This window comes from Streptomyces sp. NPDC059524 (genome assembly GCF_042749255.1).
GTDB classification, from domain to species: domain Bacteria; phylum Actinomycetota; class Actinomycetes; order Streptomycetales; family Streptomycetaceae; genus Streptomyces; species Streptomyces xanthii.
Genome location: NZ_JBHYTK010000147.1, coordinates 1 through 20,032 on the forward strand (window position 1 = coordinate 1; position 20,032 = coordinate 20,032).

Genomic DNA, 20,032 nt, shown 5'->3' on the forward strand with positions numbered 1-20,032 from the left:
GCTCAGCCTCTATCGGGGAAATGCGACCCGGAGGGTCTGCATTTCAGGGGCGCGGGGAACTGCGCGAGAAGCCCCACCGGGCCCGCAGACGGATAAAGGCTCAGGCCGAGGCTATGACCCGGTCCGCGAGGATGTAGACGCTGTCGGGGCCGCACTCGAAGGTGAGGGCGTAGGCGCCGGAGACGCCGGAGCCGCCGAGGAGGAACGGGGTGCGGCCGTCGCGGAGAGCCGCGGCGAGCTGTTCGGCGGTCTCGCGGTGGCCCGGGGTCATGCACAGCGTCGTGCCGTCGGCGAAGACGTAGACGTCGAGCGTGCCGAGCGGGCCCGGGCGGACGTCGGAGAGGGCCGTGCGGGCCTGGGCCAGCTCTTCGAGACAGGCCACCGTGCGCTCGTGGTCGCCGGAGACCGGGGACTGCACGGGCACGAAGTCGGGGTGCGAGGGGTGCCGGCGGCGCGCGGCGGCCAGCTCGGGGGATTCCCCGGCGAAGTCGTCCTCGGGCTCCAGGGCCGGCTCGACCGGTTCGAGGGCGGGCTCGACGACCGGCTCGAGGCCCGCGAAGTCGGCCTGGCGCGGAAGGTACAGCTCGTCGCCCAGGGCGCCGGCGCCGCCGGTCAGGAACGGCGGCAGATCCGAGGTGTCCCGCGCCTCCTGCGCGGCCCAGAACGCCCGCGCCTCCGCCAGCTCGCGCTCCCGCTCCTCGGCGAGGGCGTCGGCGACGGCGGTGCGTATCGCCTCGGTGTCGGGAGTCGTGCGTGCCGACGGGACACCGGGGTGGGTGGTCGCGGCGCGGCCGCGGGCCAGCTCGTCCTGGAGCTCCGCGATCTGCCGGCGCAGGCCACGGACGCTGTGCAGGGTGGTGGCGCCGACGGCCGTGGCAGCGGCCGTGGCGAGCAGCAGGGCAAAGGGGATGGCGCTCACTGACGTACTCCCGGTTTCAAGTCGACCCCCGACTTACTACATCAGCTTGAAGCCTGGACGAACCACCTGTCAGTGCATTACGTCACGAACTGGACGGGTCTTTTGTCCGGTTGTTTAGCGCCCATAGGGCCTGGGTACGGGGCTGACCTGCGAAAACCGTCTCCCCCGAGACGCATGTCACATCCTGGGGGAGATTGGATCACGATTCCGCAGCCGGTTTTCGCCGGTCCCGTCAGGTCAGCTCAGGCGCTCGATGACCATGGCCATGCCCTGGCCGCCGCCCACGCACATCGTCTCCAGGCCGAACTGCTTGTCGTGGAACTGGAGGCTGTTGATCAGCGTGCCGGTGATGCGGGCGCCGGTCATGCCGAAGGGGTGGCCGACGGCGATGGCGCCACCGTTCACGTTCAGCTTGTCCTCGTCGATGCCCAGGTCGCGGGCGGACGGGATGACCTGCGCGGCGAAGGCCTCGTTGATCTCGAACAGGTCGATGTCCGAGACGGACAGGCCGGCCAGCTTGAGCGCGCGCTTGGACGCCTCGACCGGGCCCAGGCCCATGATCTCGGGGGACAGGCCGGAGACGCCGGTGGAGACGACGCGGGCCAGCGGGGTCAGGCCGAGCTCGCGGGCCTTCGTGTCGGACATGATCACGAGGGCGGCGGCGCCGTCGTTCAGCGGGCAGCAGTTGCCGGCCGTGACCAGGCCGTCGGGGCGGAAGACGGGCTTGAGGCCCGAGACGCCCTCCAGCGTGACGCCGGCGCGCGGGCCGTCGTCGGCGGAGACGACGGTGCCGTCGGGGGTGGTGACCGGGGTGATCTCGCGGGCCCAGAAGCCGTTCTTGATGGCTTCCTCGGCGCGGTTCTGCGAGCGGACGCCGAACGCGTCCATGTCCTCACGGGTCACGCCCTTGAGGCGGGCCAGGTTCTCGGCGGTCTGGCCCATCGCGATGTACGCGTCCGGGACCAGGCCGTCTTCGCGCGGGTCGTGCCAGGAGGTGTTCTCCTGCGTGGCGACCTCGGCGGTGCGGGCCTCGGCGTCGGCGAACAGCGGGTTGTGCGTGTCCGGGAGCGAGTCCGAGTTGCCCTTGACGAAGCGGGACACCATCTCGACACCGGCCGAGATGAAGACGTCGCCCTCGCCGGCCTTGATCGCGTGCAGCGCCATGCGGGTCGTCTGCAGGGAGCTGGAGCAGTAGCGGGTGATGGTGCAGCCCGGGAGGTGGTCCATGCCCATCTGGACGGCGACGATGCGGCCCAGGTTGTTGCCCTGCTCGCCGCCGGGGAGGCCGCAGCCGAGCATCAGGTCGTCGATGTCGCGCGGGTCCAGCTCGGGGACCTTGGCGAGGGCGGCCTGGATGATCGTGGCGGTCAGGTCGTCGGGGCGCAGGTCCTTGAGGGAGCCCTTGAAGGCGCGGCCGATGGGGGAGCGGGCGGCTGAGACGATCACTGCTTCGGGCATCACGGCTCCAGAGGGTTCGTTGACCTTTTCAGGCGGGACCGTCTGGGAAGTTACCTGTACGTACAGCCCGGGTCACCGGTAGAGGAGTGTGACTAGGGCCGCATTTTTCTAAGCGCTTGCTCAGCGCTCCGCGGGTTCGGCGGTCGCAGGGGGCACTGTCACGTGGCGGTGCCACCGGCGTGCACACAGTGAACGACACGGGGCTCCGCCCCGGACCCCGCTCCTCAAGCGCCGGAGGGGCTTGATCTGCCGGAGCTCGATCCAGCGGAGCCTGAGGGGCTTGTCTTCGCAGGTACCGGGTCCTGCGTGGGGACGCGATGGCGGCGGCGGCGCTTGAGGAGGGCCCACGGACCGCGCGGCCCCGTGGGCATCGCGGCCGTGACCTCCGTGCCGCCCTCCTCGACCGCCTTCGCCGCGGCCCGGGCCACCGGCAGGAAGCCCTCCGCGCGGGACACGTCGGGGCGCTCCTCCTCGGGCCACAGGCCCAGCGCCGCGCACAGCGTGGGCAGCACCGCCATCGCGGCCGTCTGATAGCCCTCCGCCGAGGGGTGGTAGTTGTCGGGGCCGAACAGCTCGCGCGGGTTCGCCGCGAACTCGGGGCCCAGCAGATCGCCGAGCGAGACCGTCCGCCCGCCCTGCTCCACCGTGCCGATCGTCTGCGCCGCCGCGAGTTGCCGCGAGGCCCGCCGGGCCACCCAGCGCAGCGGCTGCTGCACCGGCTCCACCGAGCCGAGATCGGGGCACGTGCCGACGATCACCTCCGCTCCGGCGGTCCGCAGCCTCCGTACGCCCGCCGACAGATGCCGTACGGACTTGGTTGCGGGGATGCGATGGGTGACGTCGTTCGCGCCGATCATGATCACGCAGACGTCCGGCTGCCAGTCGGGATCGGAAAGGATCAGGGCCACCTGGCGGTCCAGGTCGTCGGACTGGGCGCCGGGCAGCGCCACGTTCCGCAGCTCCACCGCGCGCTCCGCGACCGCCGCGAGCCCCGAGGCCAGCAGCGCCCCCGGAGTCTGCCGCGCCCGGTGCACGCCCTGCCCCGCCGCCGTGGAGTCGCCGAGCATCGCGAACCGCAGCGGCTCCTCGCAGGCGGGCGAGGCCGCGTACGCCCTGCCGTACAGCCCGTCGGCCGAGGGCACGTGCACGGGATCCCCGTGGTTGCCCACCTGCCGCCGCGCCATCTGCACCTCGGCGAGCAGTACCCCGACCGTGGCCGCGCCGAGCAGCCCGATCCCGCCTCCGCCGTACGCCGCCCCGGCCGCGATCCGCCGTGCCACCCTCGCCCTGCTCGACATGTTCCGCACCCACCTGCCTCTCTCCTGCGGATTACGGCTTCATGAACTCATTGCCCCGTAGACACGGTCGGCCAATCGCAACGGGAGATGAAGGGCCGGTGCGCGCAATACGCTGGCCACATCCCTTACACAGGAGACCCGGAGACAACCGTGCAGATCCACGACTCGATGATCAGCCTCGTCGGCAACACCCCGCTCGTGAGGCTCAACAAGGTGACCGAGGGCATCCAGGCGACGGTCCTGGCCAAGGTCGAGTACTTCAACCCCGGCGGTTCCGTGAAGGACCGCATCGCGCTGCGCATGATCGAGGCGGCCGAGCAGAGCGGGGAGCTGAAGCCCGGCGGCACCATCGTCGAGCCCACCAGCGGCAACACCGGGGTGGGGCTCGCCATCGTGGCCCAGCAGAAGGGCTACAAGTGCATCTTCGTGTGCCCCGACAAGGTGAGCACGGACAAGATCAACGTGCTGCGGGCCTACGGGGCGGAGGTCGTGGTCTGCCCGACCGCCGTCGACCCCGAGCACCCGGACTCGTACTACAACGTCTCCGACCGGCTGGTGCGCGAGACGCCGGGCGCCTGGAAGCCCGACCAGTACTCGAACCCGAACAATCCGCTGTCCCACTACCACTCGACCGGCCCTGAGCTGTGGGAGCAGACCGACGGGAAGATCACGCACTTCGTGGCGGGCGTCGGCACCGGCGGCACCATCTCCGGCACCGGCCGCTACCTGAAGGACGCCAGCGAGGGCCGCGTGCGGGTCGTCGGCGCCGACCCGGAGGGTTCCGTCTACTCGGGCGGCTCCGGGCGCCCGTACCTCGTCGAGGGCGTCGGCGAGGACTTCTGGCCGACCGCCTACGACCGTGAGGTCGCCGACGAGATCGTCCCGGTGTCCGACAAGGACTCCTTCCAGATGACGCGCCGGCTCGCCAAGGAGGAGGGGCTGCTCGTCGGCGGCTCCTGCGGCATGGCCGTCGTGGCCGCGCTGCGCGTCGCCGAGCGGCTCGGCCCGGACGACATCGTGGTCGTGCTGCTGCCCGACAGCGGCCGCGGCTACCTCAGCAAGATCTTCAACGACGAGTGGATGGCCGACTACGGCTTCCTGGAGGACGCGGGCACCAGCGCCCGCGTCGGCGAGGTGCTCAAGGACAAGGACGGCGGCGCGCTGCCCGAGCTCGTCCACATGCACCCCGAGGAGACCGTCGGCCAGGCCATCGACGTGCTGCGCGAGTACGGCGTCTCGCAGATGCCGATCGTGAAGCCGGGCGCGGGCCACCCCGACGTGATGGCCGCCGAGGTCATCGGCTCGGTCGTGGAGCGGGAACTGCTCGACGCGCTGTTCACCAAGCGCGCCTCGCTCGACGACCCGCTGGAGAAGCACATGTCGGCGCCGCTGCCGCAGGTCGGCTCCGGCGAGCCGGTGGCGGACCTGATGAGCGTGCTGGGTTCGGCGGACGCCGCGATCGTGCTGGTCGAGGGCAAGCCGACCGGCGTCGTGAGCCGTCAGGACCTGCTCGCGTTCCTGGCGAAGGGCGCCACGAAGTAGGGCCGGTGCGCCGGTGCGTGGCCTCGCGCGAGCGGTTCGTGCGATCGGTACGCGTGTGACATGTGCGCGCAGCACCGGCTTAACAACGGTCCGGCACATTGGTGGGTGTCGGCAGGGAAGGGAGCGGCTCCCCGGCCCGGTCGGCATCGCAGCGGTGTCGAGGAATCTCCGGAGCGGCTCCCGGACTCCGCCGACGCCCAGGACGCCGGTCCGGCCCTGACCGGAGCGCGTCCCCCGCGGGGACCGTCGTCGTCCCGCCCTCCGTCACAGGGGGTGCGGCGGTCCCCGCGCACACCTCTTTCCCGCCCTCTCCGGCTCTCGGCGGCGGGCGGCTACTCGACGAACAGGCCGCGCTCCGCCGCCCGTACGTCGAACTCCTCCAGGCGGGCCTGGGCCTGCGGCAGTGCGTCGCACATGGCTTCCAGGAGCACCCGGCCGAGCAGCATCGGGGCGCACGCCGTGTCGAAGGCGAGGCCCGTGCCGACGGCGGCGGGCAGCAGCAGGTCGGAGTGCTTGGCGACGGGGGCGAACGCCGAGTCGGCGACCGTGACGACCCGGAGGCCGACGGACTGCGCGTAGGCGAGGGCCTCGACGACCTCGCGCGGGTGGCGGGGCAGCGCGAAGCAGAGCAGGGTCGTGGCGCCGGCCCGCACCGCCGCGTCGATCCGGTCGACGAGCATCGTTCCGCCGTCGTCCAGGAGCCGTACGTCGGGGTGCACCTTCGCCGCGAAGTACGAGAACCCGTAGGCCTGGGACGCCGCCGCGCGCAGTCCGAGGACGGGCAGCGGGCGGGAGGCGGCGAGCAGCCGGCCCGCCTCCTCGACCGGGGTGGGGTCGGCGAGCAGGCCCGCGAGGTGCCGCAGGTTGGCGATCTCGGCCTCGACGGCCTGCTGGTACTCGTTGATGTCGTCGGCCGCGGCCGGTTCCTGCGGGGCGACCTCGCGCAGGTGGCGGCGGAGCGCCGGGTAGCCGTCGAAGCCGAGCGCGACGGCGAAGCGGGTCACCGAGGGCTGGCTGACGCCGGCCAGCTCGGCCAGTTCGACGGAGGACAGGAACGGCACGTCGCCGGCGCGGCGCACCATGCAGTGCGCGATGCGGCGCTGCGTGGGCGTGAGGCGGTGCCCCTCGAAGAGGCGCTGAAGGCGCTCGGCGGGGCTGTGCCCGCCCTCGCCGTTCATCGTCTGCTCGCTCATGTCTCCCCGTCGGTTTCCGGCCGTGCGGGGCGTCCGCCGGTCTATTCAGGACGCCCAATTGTGCATGATTCTATTCAATTCCCGGGGTGGGCGCCAGAGCGGAAGGGGCGCTGCCGATAGGGTGCCACGCGAGCTTCCGCGGTGCGCCAGGGGCGTGGGCGGCGGATGAGAAGTGAAGAGACGACGGGGTGGCCATGGGGTCGGGCGGCGAGCAGACGCTGGCGAGTTCGGCGAGCGACAAGAAGCGCGCCGCGAAGTACCTGGAAGAGCATCTGATGCCGGACACCCGGTCCGCGTCCGCGCTGGCGGACGGCGGCGGCTCGGTGCACCCGCCGTTCCTCGCTCCGCAGCCCGCGCAGGGCCCGCTGAGTCCGCTGATGAAGCAGGACACCGGGCTCAAGGGTCTGTCCGGCTGGGCCAGTGACCAGGGCGTCTCGGACGCGCTCGTCGTCTGGGAGGGGCAGGCGAACAAGCTGCTCGCCCGTCTTCAGGTGGAACTCAACGGCCTGCACGGCACCAAGAACCTCTTCAACACCACCGACACGGGCATCGGCAGCCAGGCGAACGGGATCCGCCCGCCCAGCAGCTTCGACGGAATGTGACGGGGACGGGGACCCGGCGATGACGCTGACCTATCAGGACGTGATGACGGTCGACCTCTCCTCGTTCACGGACGTGTCCGCGGCGTGGAAGAAGATGGGCGACCGCTTCGGCGAGCTCAAGACGGACTACGAGCAGCAGGTCCAGGGCGTGCTCGGCAACGGCAACTGGCAGGGCCTGGCCTACGGCACGCAGTCGCGGAACGCCTCCGCGACCGCCTTCGAGTTCGGGGCGGCCAAGGCGCAGGCGCACGCCGTCGCGAGCCTGCTGACCGACGCGCACACGGAGTTGACGCGCCTTCAGAAGGCGGTCAAGGACCTGGTGCACGACGCGGAGCAGAAGGACTACAAGGTCGACAGCTCCGGCAAGGCCACCTACGTCGGCTACGACAAGATGTCGGCCGACGAGAAGTACGCCCTGCACCACGACCCGGACTACCCGCAGTTGATGGCCGACGCCCGCACCAAGGCGAAGGGCTGGAGCGACGACATCGCCAAGGCCGTCAAGGCCGTCGACGACGCGGACCAGAGCGTGAAGCGGGCGCTGGCCCGGGCCACGGCCGACGGGAACATGGACGGGATCGGCTTCGGCGGGTTCAACGCGCACGCGGTCGGCGACCTGAAGACGGCCGGCAAGCCCGAGCCCAAGGAGAAGACGCAGACCGACGGTTGGGTGTCCGAGGGCGAGAGCGAGGCGTCCGGCCCCGGCGTCGGCACGGACGCGAGCGGCCCGAACATCGGCAAGGGCAAGCTCGCCGAGGCCGAGGCGCACGCCGACCTCGGCCGCGCCAAGGGGGAGGGTTCGCTCACCAACGGGCCGTTCAAGCTGTCCGGCGAGGCCGAGGCGTACGCGGGGGCCAAGGTCGGTGCGGAGGGCGGCATCACGCACGAGGGCATCCAGGGCGAGGCCAAGGGCTTCGCGGGCGGTGAGGCGTCGGCCCTCGGGCGCGCCGACGCCGGTCCGGTCGGGGTCTATGGGCGCGGGGAGGTCATGGCGGGCGCCGAGGCGGGCGTCAACGCGGGCATCGGGCTCGAAGGAGTCCACGCGGGCGCGGAGGCCTTCGCCGGGGCGAAGGCCGGTGTCGGGGGCGGCGCCGACCTCGGCGGCATCGGAGCGGGCGCGACCGCCGAGGGCTGGGCCGGTATCGGCGCCGAGGCGGACGCCACGCTCGGCAAGGCCGAGGACGGCAAGTGGAAGATCGGGGCCAAGGTCGGTCTCGCCGTCGGGCTCGGCGGCGAGGTCGGCTTCGAGTTCACCGTCGACCCGGGCAAGGTGGGTGACACGGTCGGTGACATCGCCGACGGGATCGGGAGCCTGTTCTGATCCCGTGCCGCGTCCCGGGCCGTACAGTCGGCCGGCTCTGGGTACCCGCCCAGGGCGCACCCCAGTAAGCAGCAAGGAGGGACCCGCATGGCCACGACCCTGCCCGTACCGATCGAGTTCGAGCTGCCCGACGGCTGGCACGCCGCGCCGCCGGACGAGGTCGGAGCGCCGGGCGCGGCGTTCGTCGCGCTGCGCCCCGGGGCGGACGCCGGGTTCACCGCGAACATCACCATCGACGGCGAGTACCGGCCGGACGACGCGCCTCTGGCCGCGCTCGCCGACGCGTCGGTGGCGCAGCTGCGGACGTCCGGCGCCCGGGTCGAGGTCGTCGAGCGGAGCGAGAAGGGGTCGGCGCAGGCGCCCGGACTGCTCCAGGAGCTGGCCGTCACGGCGGCCGTCTCCGGAGTGCTGCGCGAGCTCGTCCAGACACAGGTGTACCTGGGCATGCTCGATGTCGCCGACCCGCACCGGCGCGTCGTGATCCGGCTCGTGCTGACCGCGACCGAGGCCCAACACCCCACCGTGCTCGACGACTTCCAGGCGTTCGTCCGCTCGGTCCGCCCCGAGGGCGGCGGCGGAGCGTAGCCGTCCGGTCCGCCTTGCAGCCGCGAACCGGCCTCTCGTAGGTTGACGCCATGGGACTCTTCGACAAGCTGACCGGAACCAAGCGGCCCGAGGGCGGGGTCGCCGCGCGCGGGGCCGACGAGGTGCGGGCCGCGCTGCTCGGTCTGAACGGTGACGACGTCCCGTACGTCGTGCGCGACGGCCGGGCCGAGGGCGCCGACCTCGTGGCCGAGTGGCGGGTGCTGGAGCCGGCGTGGCGGACGTTCTTCGCGCGCACCCAGGTGAGCCGGGTCTACAAGGTGCACATGCGCCTGGTCCCGGAGAAGAACGAGGTGCGCTCGCTGGACAAGGAGTTCGAGGTCCAGTGGGTCGGTGACGTGCCCCGGCTGAGCGCCTCGGCCGAGGCGCAGCGCGGCCAGGTGCGGACCATCTCCAAGCAGCGCACCCTGGGCGGCGGCGGAGCGGAGGAGACCTTCAGCTTCGACAGCGACGACCTGAAGAACCCTCTTCAGGACGCCGTCCTGAAGTCGGGCTGGACGTGGCGCGGAGTGATCAGCGGCAAACTCTGAGTCCCGCGCGGCCCGGCCGCGTCTCACACTGTGGTCCCCGCCGGTGGATTCGGCGGGGATTTTCTTGCGGCTATTGACAGAAATATTCATACGGGCTGACCCTGCATGGACATATGCAGGAGGTGGGCCATGGCAGCCGTAGTGGAGAAGCACTCCATCGACGTCGTCCCCGACAGTGCGCGGCACGGACGCGCGTTCAGCCAGTTCACGCTCTGGCTCGGGGCCAATCTCCAGATCACGGCCGTCGTCACCGGCGCCCTCGCCGTCGTGTTCGGCGGTGACGTGGTCTGGTCACTGATCGGGCTCGTGCTCGGCAACCTGCTCGGCGGCGCCGTCATGGCCCTCCACTCCGCGCAGGGGCCCAAGCTGGGGCTGCCCCAGATGATCCAGTCGCGGGCCCAGTTCGGCGTCAAGGGCGCCGTCGTCCCGCTGCTGCTCGTCATCCTCATGTACGTCGGCTTCTTCGCCAGCGGCAGCGTCCTCGCCGGACAGGCCACCGCCCGCCTCACGCACACCGGCGACACCACGGGCATCATCATCTTCGCCCTGGTCACCGGCGTCATGGCCACCGTCGGATACCGCGTCATCCACGCCCTCGGCCGGGTCGCCAGCGTGGTCTGCGCCCTTGCCTTCCTCTTCCTCGGCGCGCGCCTCCTGGAGCGCACCGACCTCGGCGAGCTCCTCGGCAACGCGCACTTCTCGATGCCGATGTTCCTGCTCGCCGTCTCCCTGTCGGCGTCCTGGCAGCTCGCCTTCGGCCCGTACGTCGCCGACTACTCGCGCTACCTGCCGCGCTCCACCAGCGCCAAGGCCACCTTCTGGTGGACCCTGTCCGGCTCGGCGCTCGGCTCCCAGTGGTCGATGACCTTCGGCGTGTTCGTCGCCGCGAGTTCGGGCGGCGCGTTCCTCGACGACCAGGTCGGCTACGTGGTCTCGCTCGGCGGCGCCGGGCTCGTCGCCTCGTTCTTCTACTTCGTGATCGCGCTCGGCAAGCTCACCGTGAACGTCCTCAACACCTACGGCGGCTTCATGTCGATGGTGACCGGCATCAGCGGCTTCCGGGGCCAGCGCGTCCTGTCGCAGCGCGGCCGGGCGGTCTACATCGCGATCATCATGGTCGCGGGCACCGCCGTGGCGCTCGCCGGCAAGGACAGCTTCCTGTCCTCCTTCAAGGACTTCCTGCTGTTCCTGCTGACCTTCTTCACGCCCTGGTCGGCCATCAACCTCGTCGACTACTACCTGATCTCCCGCGAGCGCTACGACATCCCCGCGCTCGCCGACCCGAACGGCCGCTACGGCGCCTGGCGCTGGGACGCCCTCGTCGTCTACGGCGTCGGCCTCCTCGCCCAGCTCCCGTTCCTGGTCACGCACTTCTACACCGGCCCGCTCGTCGAGCCGCTCGGCGGCGCCGACGTCTCCTGGATCGTGGGCCTGGTCGTCCCCGCCGCCCTGTACTGGCTCCTCGCCCGCCGCGACACCTCCCACATCCCCGCCGAGCACGTGCCGGGCCCCCGCACCGAGGCGGCCGCGGCCGACACGGCGGTCACCCCCTAGGCCGTGTCCGCAAAGTCCCGTCTGCCGGTCGACGCCTGGCACGCACTCTCGCCGCACCGGGCGTAAGGCCAAGTACGTCCAGTACGAGGCCTTGCGCCCGGCGCGCCGAGAGCACGCACCAGACGCCGCCCGGCCGCCCTTCGGGCGACGACGGGACTTTGCGGACACGACCTAGGGGACAAGAGGGGGGCTAGCCCCAGTGTCCCGGGGGCGACGGGTCCGTAGCGTGGTGCGGTATGAGCGGAATGGATGCCCGCGCCCAGGAGCGCACCCGGGACGCCGAGCTGAAGAAGGAGCTCGACGCCACCTTGCACGCACGCAGGGAACTCGGTGAGGAGTACGAGTCCGCGCTGGTGGACTCCTTCATCGAAAAGGTCGAGCAGCGGCTCGACTCCGTCGTCGACCGGAGGGTGCGCCGCACGATGGCCGAGCAGCAGATGACCGCGGCCCGCGGCGGCGGTCGCGAACGGACCGGGGCGGAGAACTGGGCCGAGCGGTTCGGCTTCGTCATCGTGACCCTGGTCCTCGCGATCCCGCTGTCCGCGATCGGCGTGGCCAACGCGGGCCTGCCGGGCCTGCTCATCGCGTGGGGCGGCATCGTCGGCGTCAACGCGGTCCACGCCGGCCACGTGTGGCCGCGCCGCCGCGACACCGGCTCCCGCCAGGACTCCGACTGGGAGGACTGACCCGGCGCGTCCGTGCCGGGTGCGGCCCGGTCCGCGGCCGCTCAGACCTCCAGTTCGGCCTCGATCTTCTTCAGCTGGTGGCGGGCCATCGCCAGGTTGGCGCGCGAGGAGTCGAGGACCAGGTAGAGGAACAGGCCGTTGCCGCCGCGGCCCTTGAGCAGGCGGATCAGGTGGTACTGGGTGCCGAGGGTGATCAGGATGTCCTCGATCTCGTCCTGGAGGCCGAGGTGCTCCATCGTGCGCAGCTTGGCGCGGACCACGTCGGTGTTGCCCGCGGCGGCGACCTCCAGGTCGAAGTCCTTGGAGCCGCCGGCCGTGCCGAGGGCCATGCCGCTCGTGTAGTCGACGAGCGCGGCGGCGGCCGCGCCCTCGATGCTCGTGAGGGCGTCCTTGAGGGCGGTCTCGGTGTTGGCCATGGTGTGGGTCCTCTCGTAGTGGTGGTGCGGTGCGTGTGGTGCGTGCGGTCCTGGTCTGGTCAGGCGGTGTCGGTGGGGGTGTGCGGGGCGCGCAGCGGCAGGCCGGAGCCGGCGGTGCGGGTGCGGGCCCGGCTGCGGGCACGGGCGGGCTCCTTCGGGGGTGCGGCGGCCGGTGCGGCCGCCACGACCAGCTCGCCGATGCGGGCGCCCGCCCGGCGGCCCTCCAGATGCAGCCGGCCCACGTTCACCCGGTCCCCGGCGAGCAGGGTCAGGACGGCCGATTCCCCGGCCGCGTACGTCGCGACGTAGCCGCCCTCGCCGCGGACGAGGAGTTCGCGGAAGCCGCCCTGACCGGTCGCGTCGGACAGGCGCAGGGCGACGCCGAGCGCGGCGGCGGTGAGCGCCGCGACGCCCTCGGCCTCGACGCCGGGGGTGTCGTGGGCGAGGACGAGGCCGTCGACACTGGCCGCGAGCGCCCCGGTCACCTGCGGCACTTGGACTCTCAACCGGTGTATCTCGGCGAGGAGTTCGGCCTCGTCGACCATCGGGGTGCTCCTTTCGGGGGCGGGGTGCCGGCGGCGTCTCACAGGGCCTCCAGGGCGGCGCGCAGCCGGCGCAGCAGGGCCACGTCGGGGTCCTCGACGGCGGCGGTGCGCGTGAGCCATTCCGGGACGGCCTCGGCGGCCGGGGTCTCGGGCGCGGTGGTGACGAGGCCGCGGGAGGCGAGGCGGCGCAGGTCGACGAGGGTGTGGAAGGCGGGGCGGCCGAGCGTGAGGGCGATCTGCGAGGCGGTGCGCGCCCCGTCGACGAGTTCGAGCACCCGGCGCCGGCGCGGCGGCACCCGCAGCGGGTGCAGGGCGGTGCGGCTGAGCGCGGCCGTGTCGGTGTCCGGCTCGGGCCAGATCCGCTGGAGGAGGTCGCGGCGGCGCAGCGTCTCGCGCTCCACGGCGGCGACCGGCACCGGCCGCACCGCCCCGAACCAGTGCGCGACCCCGTACCGGAAGCGGGTCGGTCCGCTGGTCGGCGCGAGCGTGAAGTACGCGGCGTCGAACAGGGCGCCCAGATGGCACAGTTCGAGCGCGCCGTCGGTCAGTCCGCCGTGCTCGACGAGGTAGCGGCCGACGCGGTGCCCGGCGCCCGCCCGGTCGACGGCCTCCCACCAGCCGTCGGCGTCGATCACCCCGGTCGCGGTGAGCAGCACGTCCATGCCGGGTGTCGCGGGCGACTCGGCGTGCACGATCCGCCCGTCCTGGAGGTAGAGGGTGCCGTGTTCGCGTATGAGGGCGCCGGTGGCCCGCTCGGAGGCGAGCCGGCTGAGCATGGGCGACACCCCGGGGTGCGCGGTGCCCGCGCTCACCCGAGGACCAGCCGCTCGGCGAGGTCGGCGAGCCGGATCCGGGCGAGGGCCAGATTGCCGTCCGCCCGGTCGAGCCACAGATGCAGGAAGACGCTGCTGTCGAAGCTGGTGCGGACGAAACGCAGCAGGTGGTAGCCGTCGCGGCTGGTGACGATGACGTCCTCGACGGGCGGCTCCGCCCCGTTCTGCGACCAGTCTCCGCCGCCCGCCGGGGCGAAGGCGCGGTGCTCGGCGGTGAGCCGGGCCACCTCGGCGGCCTCGGCGGCGGTGGTCTCGTGGTCGCCGTTGGGCGACTCCCCGATGGTGCCCAGGGCGAGTCCGCTGGTCCAGTCGACGACCGAGGCGCCGCGGGCCCCCGGCAGCCTCATGGCCTCGAGCAGACACTCGTCGATTCCGGGCACGCCTGGATCCCCCCACCCGTCCGTCACTTCGGTGCACCACTGGTGTCGGTGTGACGCAGACGCTACGCACCGTACGGGGGCCTGGTGAGCGTTCTGGCATTTTCCAATGGAACATGCGGACCGGGTACTAGAATCCGCCGACCGGCCCGCCCCGCAAGGGAGTTGGGCCCGTCGGCATGCCTCCGCGCGCTCAGGGGCGGCTCCGGCGAACGGCCGGCGCCCGGAAGTTCAGAGCTCGGTGAGGCTGTCGCGCTGGGGGCCGCCCGCCTCCGCCACGATCTCCTCGACCGGCTGCGGCGCGCGCACGGTCGCGAAGCGCACGGTGCCTTCCGGTTCGGTGGTGTAGCCGTAAATGCCGGGCCTGGCCAGGGAGTTGTAGGAGTAGTGCTGGGCGAAGTAGTACGCGCCGGTGTCCAGCGCGGCCGCGTGGTCGCCGGCCGCGAGCAGCGGCAGTTCCTGGTTCTCGGCCAGGAGGTCGCCGGCGAAGCAGGCCGGGCCCGCCACGTCCTGCGCCACGAGCGGCCCGGACTTGGGCAGGCCCTTCGCGTCGTACGCGGCGATCCGCAGCGGCCAGGAGGCGGGCGCGTACACGGTGCGGGTGGCGACCTGGACGCCCGCGTGCGTGACCGCGATGGGGCGGCCGCCGGCCTCCTTGGCGTACTCGACGAGGGCCAGTGTCGTGCCGTGCTTCGCGGTCAGGGAGCGGCCGAACTCGGTGACGAGCCCGTAGCTCCCGTCGAAGAGCCCCGGCACGGTGGCGGCGAGCAGCCGCGCGTACGCGGCGTAGGTGGGGGTCTCCTCGTCGGAGCCGAAGTTCACGGGCAGGCCGCCGCCGATGTCGAGGGTGTCGACCTGGCGGCGCCCGGCGGCCGCGTTGATCTCCTCGGCGAGCTCGTGGACGGCCCGGACGCCCTCGGCCATCCGTTCCAGGGGGACGCCCTGGGAGCCGGAGTGGGTGTGCAGCCGGGTCAGCCACGGCCGGTCCAGGTAGGCGCGCACGAGCCAGGCGCGGGCGCCGGGATCGCGCAGCGCGACGCCGAACTTGGAGGTGGCGGTCGCCGTGGACAGGGCGCCGATGGAGCCCGCGCCGGTCTGCGGGTTCACGCGGACGCCGAGCGGGGACCGGGTGGGAGCGGAGGTGACTAGGGCGTCGAGGCGGGCCAGCTCCTCGGGGTTGTCGGCGTTGACGGCGATGCCGAGGGCGAGGGCCTCGCGCAGTTCGGCCGGGGTCTTGGCGGGGGAGTCGAGGACGGTGCGGGCGGGCGGCATCCCGGCGGCGCGGGCCAGGGCCAGCTCGCCGGGGCTCGCGACCTCGGCGCCGATGCCGGCTTCGCGCAGCAGCCGCAGGACGGGCACGAGCGGGGTCGCCTTCACGGCGAAGGCGTGCAGGACGGGGGTGCCGGGGGCGGTGACGGCGTCGAAGGCGGCGTGCAGGGCGGCGGCGGACGCGCGGATGCCGGTGACGTCGAGCAGTCCGGCGACGGGCGTCGCGGGGCCGACGAGGCCCTGCTCGACGGCGGCGCGTACGGCCTGGTCGCGGCGGGTGGCGGTGTCCGGGGTCCGGCGGGGCAGGGGCTGCGTCTGATCGGTGTCATGACCCATGTGGTCCAGACAACCATCCGTAACCGTCCGTAGGGTTACGGCGGGACGTGTTGACTAGTTCTATTCAGAACGTCAGGATGTGAATATCTAAGCCAACACTTCACCCTCCAGGAGGCACCCCGATGTCCGGACCCCGCCCCGTACGAGCCCCGCGCGGTACCGAGCTGAACACCCTGGGGTGGCAGCAGGAGGGTGCCCTGCGCATGCTCATGAACAACCTCGACGCCGAGGTCGCCGAGCACCCCGACAAGCTCGTCGTCTACGGGGGCACCGGCAAGGCGGCCCGCTCCTGGGAGGCGTACGACGCGATCGTCCGCACCCTCGAGACGCTGAAGGACGACGAGACCCTCCTCGTCCAGTCCGGCAAGCCCGTCGGTGTCATGCGCACCAACGAGTGGGCGCCCCGCGTGCTCCTCGCCAACTCCAACCTCGTCGGCGACTGGGCCAACTGGGAGGAGTTCCGCAAGCTCGAGGCCGAGGGCCTCACCATGTACGGCCAGATGACCGCCGGCTCGTGGATCTACATCGGCTCCCAGGGCATCGTCCAGGGCACCTACGAGACCTTCGGCGCCGTCGCCCGCAAGAAGTTCGACGGCACCCTGGCCGGCACCATCACCCTCACCGCCGGCATGGGCGGCATGGGCGGCGCCCAGCCCCTCGCCGTCACCATGAACGAGGGCGTCGCGATCTGTGTCGACGTCGACGAGACGCGCATCGACCGCCGCATCGGCACCCGCTACCTGGACGTCAAGGCCGACAACCTGGACCACGCGCTCGAGCTCGCGATCCAGGCCCGCGACGAGCGCCGCGGCCTGTCCATCGGCGTCGTCGGCAACGCCGCCGAGATCTTCCCGGAGCTCCTGCGCCGCGACGCCCCGATCGACATCGTGACCGACCAGACGTCGGCGCACGACCCGCTGGCCTACCTGCCGGTCGGCATCTCGGTCGAGGACTGGGACAAGGAGCGCGAGGCGGACCCGGCCGGCTTCACCGAGAAGTCCCGCAAGTCGATGGCCCTGCACGTCGAGGCCATGGTCGGCTTCCTGGACAAGGGCGCCGAGGTCTTCGACTACGGCAACTCGATCCGCGACGAGGCCCGCAAGGCCGGCTACGACCGCGCCTTCGACTTCCCCGGCTTCGTCCCGGCCCACATCCGCCCGCTGTTCGAGGAGGGCCTCGGCCCGTTCCGCTGGGCCGCCCTGTCCGGCGACCCCAAGGACATCGCGGCCACCGACAAGGCGATCAAGGAGCTGTTCCCCGAGAACAAGCACCTGCACCGCTGGATCGACATGGCCGGCGAGCGCATCGCCTTCGAGGGCCTCCCGGCCCGCATCTGCTGGCTCGGCTACGGCGAGCGCCACCTGGCCGGCCTCAAGTTCAACGAGATGGTCGCCTCCGGCGAGCTCTCCGCCCCCGTAGCCATCGGCCGCGACCACCTCGACTCGGGCTCCGTCGCCTCCCCGTACCGCGAGACCGAGGCCATGAAGGACGGCTCGGACGCGATCGCCGACTGGCCGCTCCTGAACGCCCTGGTCAACACCGCCTCCGGCGCCTCCTGGGTCTCCATCCACCACGGCGGCGGCGTCGGCATGGGCCGCTCCATCCACGCCGGCCAGGTCTGTGTCGCCGACGGCACCGAGCTGGCCGCGCGCAAGATCGAGCGCGTCCTCACCAACGACCCCGCGATGGGCGTCATCCGCCACGTCGACGCCGGCTACGAGCACGCCGCCGACGTCGCCAAGGAGCGCGGTGTCCGCGTCCCCATGACTGAAGGTGACAGCAAGTGACGCACCCTGAAGGGGCGCGGGGAACTGCGCGACCGGCCACGGCCGGTCCGCAGTCGCCGGCAACCCCGGACTTCACGGCGATGTGGCGCGACCTGCAGCCCATCGGCCGTGACAAGGACACACGCGGGTACCGCCGATATGCCTGGACCGCGGCCGACGCCGACTGCAAGGTCTGGTTCAAGGAGCAGGCGGAGAACCGCGGCCTGACCCTCGAGGTGGACCGCAACGGCAACCAGTGGGCCTGGCTGGGCGACCCGGAGGCCGGCGACGCCGTCGTCACCGGCTCCCACCTGGATTCCGTCCCCGACGGCGGCGCCTTCGACGGCCCCCTCGGTGTCGTGTCCTCCTTCGCGGCCCTCGACGAACTCCGCCGCAGGGGAGTGGAGTTCACCAAGCCGCTGGCCATCACCAACTTCGGCGACGAGGAGGGTGCCCGCTTCGGCCTGGCCTGCGTGGGCTCCCGCCTCACCGGCGGCCACCTCACCCGCGAGCAGGCCTTCGCGCTCAAGGACGGGGACGGCGTCAGCCTCCCCCAGGCCATGGAGCGCGCCGGCTACGACCCGGAGGCCATCGGGCCCGACCCCGAGCGCCTCGCCCGCATCGGCGCGTTCATCGAACTCCACGTCGAGCAGGGCCGCGCCCTGGACCTGTCCGGGGACGCGGTCGGCGTCGCCAGCTCCATCTGGCCGCACGGCCGCTGGCGCTTCGACTTCCGCGGCGAGGCCAACCACGCGGGCACCACCCGCCTGGTCGACCGCCGCGACCCGATGCTGTCCTACGCCGAGACGGTCCTCGCGGCCCGCCGCGAGGCCGAGCTCGCCGGTTCCGTCGCCACCTTCGGCAAGATCTCCGTCGAGCCGAACGGCGTCAACGCGATCCCGTCGCTCGTGCGCGGCTGGCTCGACTCCCGCGCCGCCGACCAGGACGCCCTGGACCAGACGGTCACCGGGATCGAGAAGGCGGCCCGCGAGTACGCGGAGAAGCACGGCATCGACGTCTCGCTCACCCGCGAGTCGTTCACGCCCGTCGTCGAGTTCGACCACGCGCTGCGCGACGAGCTGACCCGCATCCTGGGCACCGACACCGACCTCGCGGTGCCCGTGCTCGGCACCGGCGCGGGACACGACGCGGGAATCCTCGCGTCGTCCATCCCCACCGCCATGCTGTTCGTACGCAACCCGACGGGCGTCTCCCACTCCCCGGCCGAGTTCGCGGCCGAGGACGACTGCCTCGCCGGGGTGCGCGCACTGGCCGACGTACTCGAAGGGCTGGCCTGCACGTGACCACGACGTACTGGCTCGAACACGCCTGGCTCGACCCCGAGGTCGAGTCCGGCGTGACCGTGGAGATCGCCGACGGGCGCATCACCTCCGTCACCCGCGCCGTCGCGACGCCGCCGCCCGGCGCGACCGTGCTGCGCGGCCTCACCGTGCCGGGTCTCGCCAACGCCCACAGCCACGCCTTCCACCGCGCCCTGCGCGCCACGGTGCAGGTCGGCTCGGGCACCTTCTGGACCTGGCGCGAGACGATGTACTCCGTCGCGGACCGGCTCACCCCGGACAGCTACCACGCGCTCGCCCGGGCCGTGTACGCGGAGATGGCGCTCGCCGGCATCACCGCCGTCGGCGAGTTCCACTACCTGCACCACGCGCCCGGCGGCACGCCCTACGCCGACCCGAACGCGATGGGCGAGGCGCTGATCGCCGCCGCCGACGAGGCCGGCATCCGCGTCACGCTGCTCGACACCGCTTACCTGTCGGCGGGCTTCGGCAAGGCGCCCGACGAGCACCAGGCCCGGTTCTCCGACGGCACCGCCGCCGCGTGGGCCGAGCGGGTCTCGCTCCTCAAGGACCGCCCGCACGCGAAGATCGGCGCCGCCGTGCACTCCGTACGGGCCGTCCCCGCGGACCAGCTGTCGACGGTCGCCGAATGGGCCCAGGTCCGCGGCGTCCCGCTGCACGTCCACCTCTCCGAGCAGATCGCGGAGAACGAGGCGTGCCAGGCCGCCCACGGGTGCACCCCGACCGAACTCCTCGCGGAGCACGGGGTGCTGGGCTCGCGCACCACGGGCGTGCACAACACGCACCTCACCGACCACGACATCAGCCTCCTCGGCGGCTCCGGCACGGGCACCTGCATGTGCCCGACCACGGAGCGGGACCTCGCCGACGGCATCGGCCCCGCCGTGCGGCTCCAGCAGGCCGGCTCGCCGCTCTCGCTGGGCTCCGACAGCCACGCCGTCATCGACCTGTTCGAAGAGGCGCGCGGCATGGAGCTCAACGAGCGGCTGCGCACGCACCAGCGCGGGCACTGGACGGCGGCGGCGCTGCTGCGGGCCGCCGCGGTGGACGGGCATGCGGCGCTGGGCTGGGACGACGCGGGCGTCATCGAGCCCGGGGCCGTCGCGGACCTCGTCACGATCGACCTCGGGTCGGTCCGTACGGCCGGGGCTCCGCCGCGGCTGGGGGCGGAGACGGCCGTGTTCTCGGCCGGGGCCGCCGATGTCCGTGACGTGATCGCGTCCGGCCGCGAGGTCGTCCGCGACGGGGTCCATGTCCGTGTCGGCGACGTCGGCTCGGCCCTGACCGAGGCGATCTCGGCGCTTAGGTAGCCATCTCGCCGTAGCTTCGGCCCGACGTCGGGCGGGTGCGGCTCCGGTGGGGCTTCTCGCGCAGTTCCCCGCGCCCCTGAAATGCAGACCCTTCGGGTCGCATTTCCCCGATGCGTCAGCGCCCGATGGAGATCGCGCACGAAGTGCGCATC

At 72.4% G+C, this 20,032-nt stretch carries 19 protein-coding genes; 10 read left to right on the forward strand and 9 right to left on the reverse strand.

Annotated elements, in window-relative coordinates; translation table 11 throughout:
- Nucleotides 1-100: 100 nt before the first annotated feature.
- The 3 genes from ACFW9D_RS30625 to ACFW9D_RS30635 form a co-directional block, all read right to left on the reverse strand.
- Complete coding sequence (locus ACFW9D_RS30625) at nt 101-919, reverse strand: hypothetical protein (RefSeq protein WP_223206101.1); 819 nt, start codon at nt 917-919, stop codon at nt 101-103.
- Nucleotides 920-1,156: 237 nt separating this feature from the next.
- Nucleotides 1,157-2,377 carry an acetyl-CoA C-acetyltransferase gene (locus ACFW9D_RS30630; protein WP_188338497.1) on the reverse strand — a complete coding sequence of 407 codons (1,221 nt, stop codon included), beginning with the start codon at nt 2,375-2,377 and terminating at the stop codon, nt 1,157-1,159.
- A gap of 224 nt (nt 2,378-2,601) precedes the next feature.
- Nucleotides 2,602-3,675, reverse strand: a complete 1,074-nt coding sequence (locus ACFW9D_RS30635) for an SGNH/GDSL hydrolase family protein (RefSeq protein WP_384627237.1) — start codon at nt 3,673-3,675, stop codon at nt 2,602-2,604.
- A gap of 150 nt (nt 3,676-3,825) precedes the next feature.
- Here ACFW9D_RS30635 and ACFW9D_RS30640 point away from each other — a divergent pair, with 150 nt between their 5' ends.
- Nucleotides 3,826-5,217, forward strand: a complete 1,392-nt coding sequence (locus ACFW9D_RS30640; protein ID WP_384627240.1) for a cystathionine beta-synthase — start codon at nt 3,826-3,828, stop codon at nt 5,215-5,217.
- Nucleotides 5,218-5,549: 332 nt separating this feature from the next.
- Here the strand turns inward: ACFW9D_RS30640 and ACFW9D_RS30645 are convergent, their stop codons facing one another.
- Nucleotides 5,550-6,410, reverse strand: a complete 861-nt coding sequence (locus ACFW9D_RS30645; protein ID WP_317453328.1) for a MurR/RpiR family transcriptional regulator — start codon at nt 6,408-6,410, stop codon at nt 5,550-5,552.
- Between the two features lie 194 nt (nt 6,411-6,604).
- Here ACFW9D_RS30645 and ACFW9D_RS30650 point away from each other — a divergent pair, with 194 nt between their 5' ends.
- The 6 genes from ACFW9D_RS30650 to ACFW9D_RS30675 all read left to right on the forward strand — a co-directional run bounded on the left by ACFW9D_RS30650 (nt 6,605) and on the right by ACFW9D_RS30675 (nt 11,706).
- Nucleotides 6,605-7,012, forward strand: coding sequence for a hypothetical protein (locus ACFW9D_RS30650; protein WP_188338500.1), 408 nt, complete (start codon nt 6,605-6,607; stop codon nt 7,010-7,012).
- 19 nt (nt 7,013-7,031) lie between these two features.
- Nucleotides 7,032-8,333: a hypothetical protein gene (locus ACFW9D_RS30655; RefSeq protein ID WP_384627243.1), complete on the forward strand. Its 1,302-nt coding sequence runs from the start codon at nt 7,032-7,034 to the stop codon at nt 8,331-8,333.
- A gap of 87 nt (nt 8,334-8,420) precedes the next feature.
- On the forward strand, nt 8,421-8,918 hold the full coding sequence (locus ACFW9D_RS30660) for a hypothetical protein (protein ID WP_384627246.1): 498 nt from the start codon (nt 8,421-8,423) through the stop codon (nt 8,916-8,918).
- 50 nt (nt 8,919-8,968) lie between these two features.
- Nucleotides 8,969-9,466: a hypothetical protein gene (locus ACFW9D_RS30665; protein WP_188338503.1), complete on the forward strand. Its 498-nt coding sequence runs from the start codon at nt 8,969-8,971 to the stop codon at nt 9,464-9,466.
- Between the two features lie 129 nt (nt 9,467-9,595).
- On the forward strand, nt 9,596-11,020 hold the full coding sequence (locus tag ACFW9D_RS30670) for a purine-cytosine permease family protein (protein WP_384627248.1): 1,425 nt from the start codon (nt 9,596-9,598) through the stop codon (nt 11,018-11,020).
- 236 nt (nt 11,021-11,256) lie between these two features.
- Nucleotides 11,257-11,706: a hypothetical protein gene (locus ACFW9D_RS30675; RefSeq protein ID WP_188338505.1), complete on the forward strand. Its 450-nt coding sequence runs from the start codon at nt 11,257-11,259 to the stop codon at nt 11,704-11,706.
- A 41-nt stretch (nt 11,707-11,747) separates the two neighbouring features.
- On the opposite strand, the gene ACFW9D_RS30680 is transcribed toward ACFW9D_RS30675, so the two are convergent.
- The 5 genes from ACFW9D_RS30680 to ACFW9D_RS30700 form a co-directional block, all read right to left on the reverse strand.
- Nucleotides 11,748-12,122, reverse strand: a complete 375-nt coding sequence (locus tag ACFW9D_RS30680) for a hypothetical protein (RefSeq protein ID WP_384627251.1) — start codon at nt 12,120-12,122, stop codon at nt 11,748-11,750.
- A gap of 59 nt (nt 12,123-12,181) precedes the next feature.
- The gene (locus ACFW9D_RS30685; RefSeq protein WP_188338507.1) at nt 12,182-12,667 is read right to left on the reverse strand and encodes a roadblock/LC7 domain-containing protein; all 486 of its coding nucleotides are present in this window, start codon (nt 12,665-12,667) and stop codon (nt 12,182-12,184) included.
- A 38-nt stretch (nt 12,668-12,705) separates the two neighbouring features.
- Nucleotides 12,706-13,443, reverse strand: a complete 738-nt coding sequence (locus ACFW9D_RS30690; protein ID WP_223206421.1) for a DUF4388 domain-containing protein — start codon at nt 13,441-13,443, stop codon at nt 12,706-12,708.
- A 32-nt stretch (nt 13,444-13,475) separates the two neighbouring features.
- Nucleotides 13,476-13,880: a hypothetical protein gene (locus tag ACFW9D_RS30695; RefSeq protein WP_384627255.1), complete on the reverse strand. Its 405-nt coding sequence runs from the start codon at nt 13,878-13,880 to the stop codon at nt 13,476-13,478.
- Nucleotides 13,881-14,108: 228 nt separating this feature from the next.
- A complete protein-coding gene (locus ACFW9D_RS30700) occupies nt 14,109-15,482 on the reverse strand; it encodes a diaminopimelate decarboxylase (protein ID WP_384627257.1) in 1,374 nt (457 codons plus the stop codon).
- A gap of 122 nt (nt 15,483-15,604) precedes the next feature.
- Here ACFW9D_RS30700 and hutU point away from each other — a divergent pair, with 122 nt between their 5' ends.
- Genes hutU through ACFW9D_RS30715 form a run of 3 tightly spaced genes read left to right on the forward strand, consistent with a single transcriptional unit; the run spans nt 15,605 to nt 19,880 of the window.
- Nucleotides 15,605-17,269, forward strand: coding sequence for a urocanate hydratase (gene hutU, locus ACFW9D_RS30705; protein WP_188338511.1), 1,665 nt, complete (start codon nt 15,605-15,607; stop codon nt 17,267-17,269).
- The gene (locus ACFW9D_RS30710) at nt 17,266-18,552 is read left to right on the forward strand and encodes an allantoate amidohydrolase (RefSeq protein ID WP_384627261.1); all 1,287 of its coding nucleotides are present in this window, start codon (nt 17,266-17,268) and stop codon (nt 18,550-18,552) included. The genes hutU and ACFW9D_RS30710 overlap by 4 nt, the downstream gene beginning before the upstream one ends.
- The gene (locus ACFW9D_RS30715; protein WP_188338512.1) at nt 18,549-19,880 is read left to right on the forward strand and encodes a formimidoylglutamate deiminase; all 1,332 of its coding nucleotides are present in this window, start codon (nt 18,549-18,551) and stop codon (nt 19,878-19,880) included. Before ACFW9D_RS30710 ends, ACFW9D_RS30715 begins: the two co-directional genes overlap by 4 nt.
- Nucleotides 19,881-20,032: the final 152 nt, after the last annotated feature.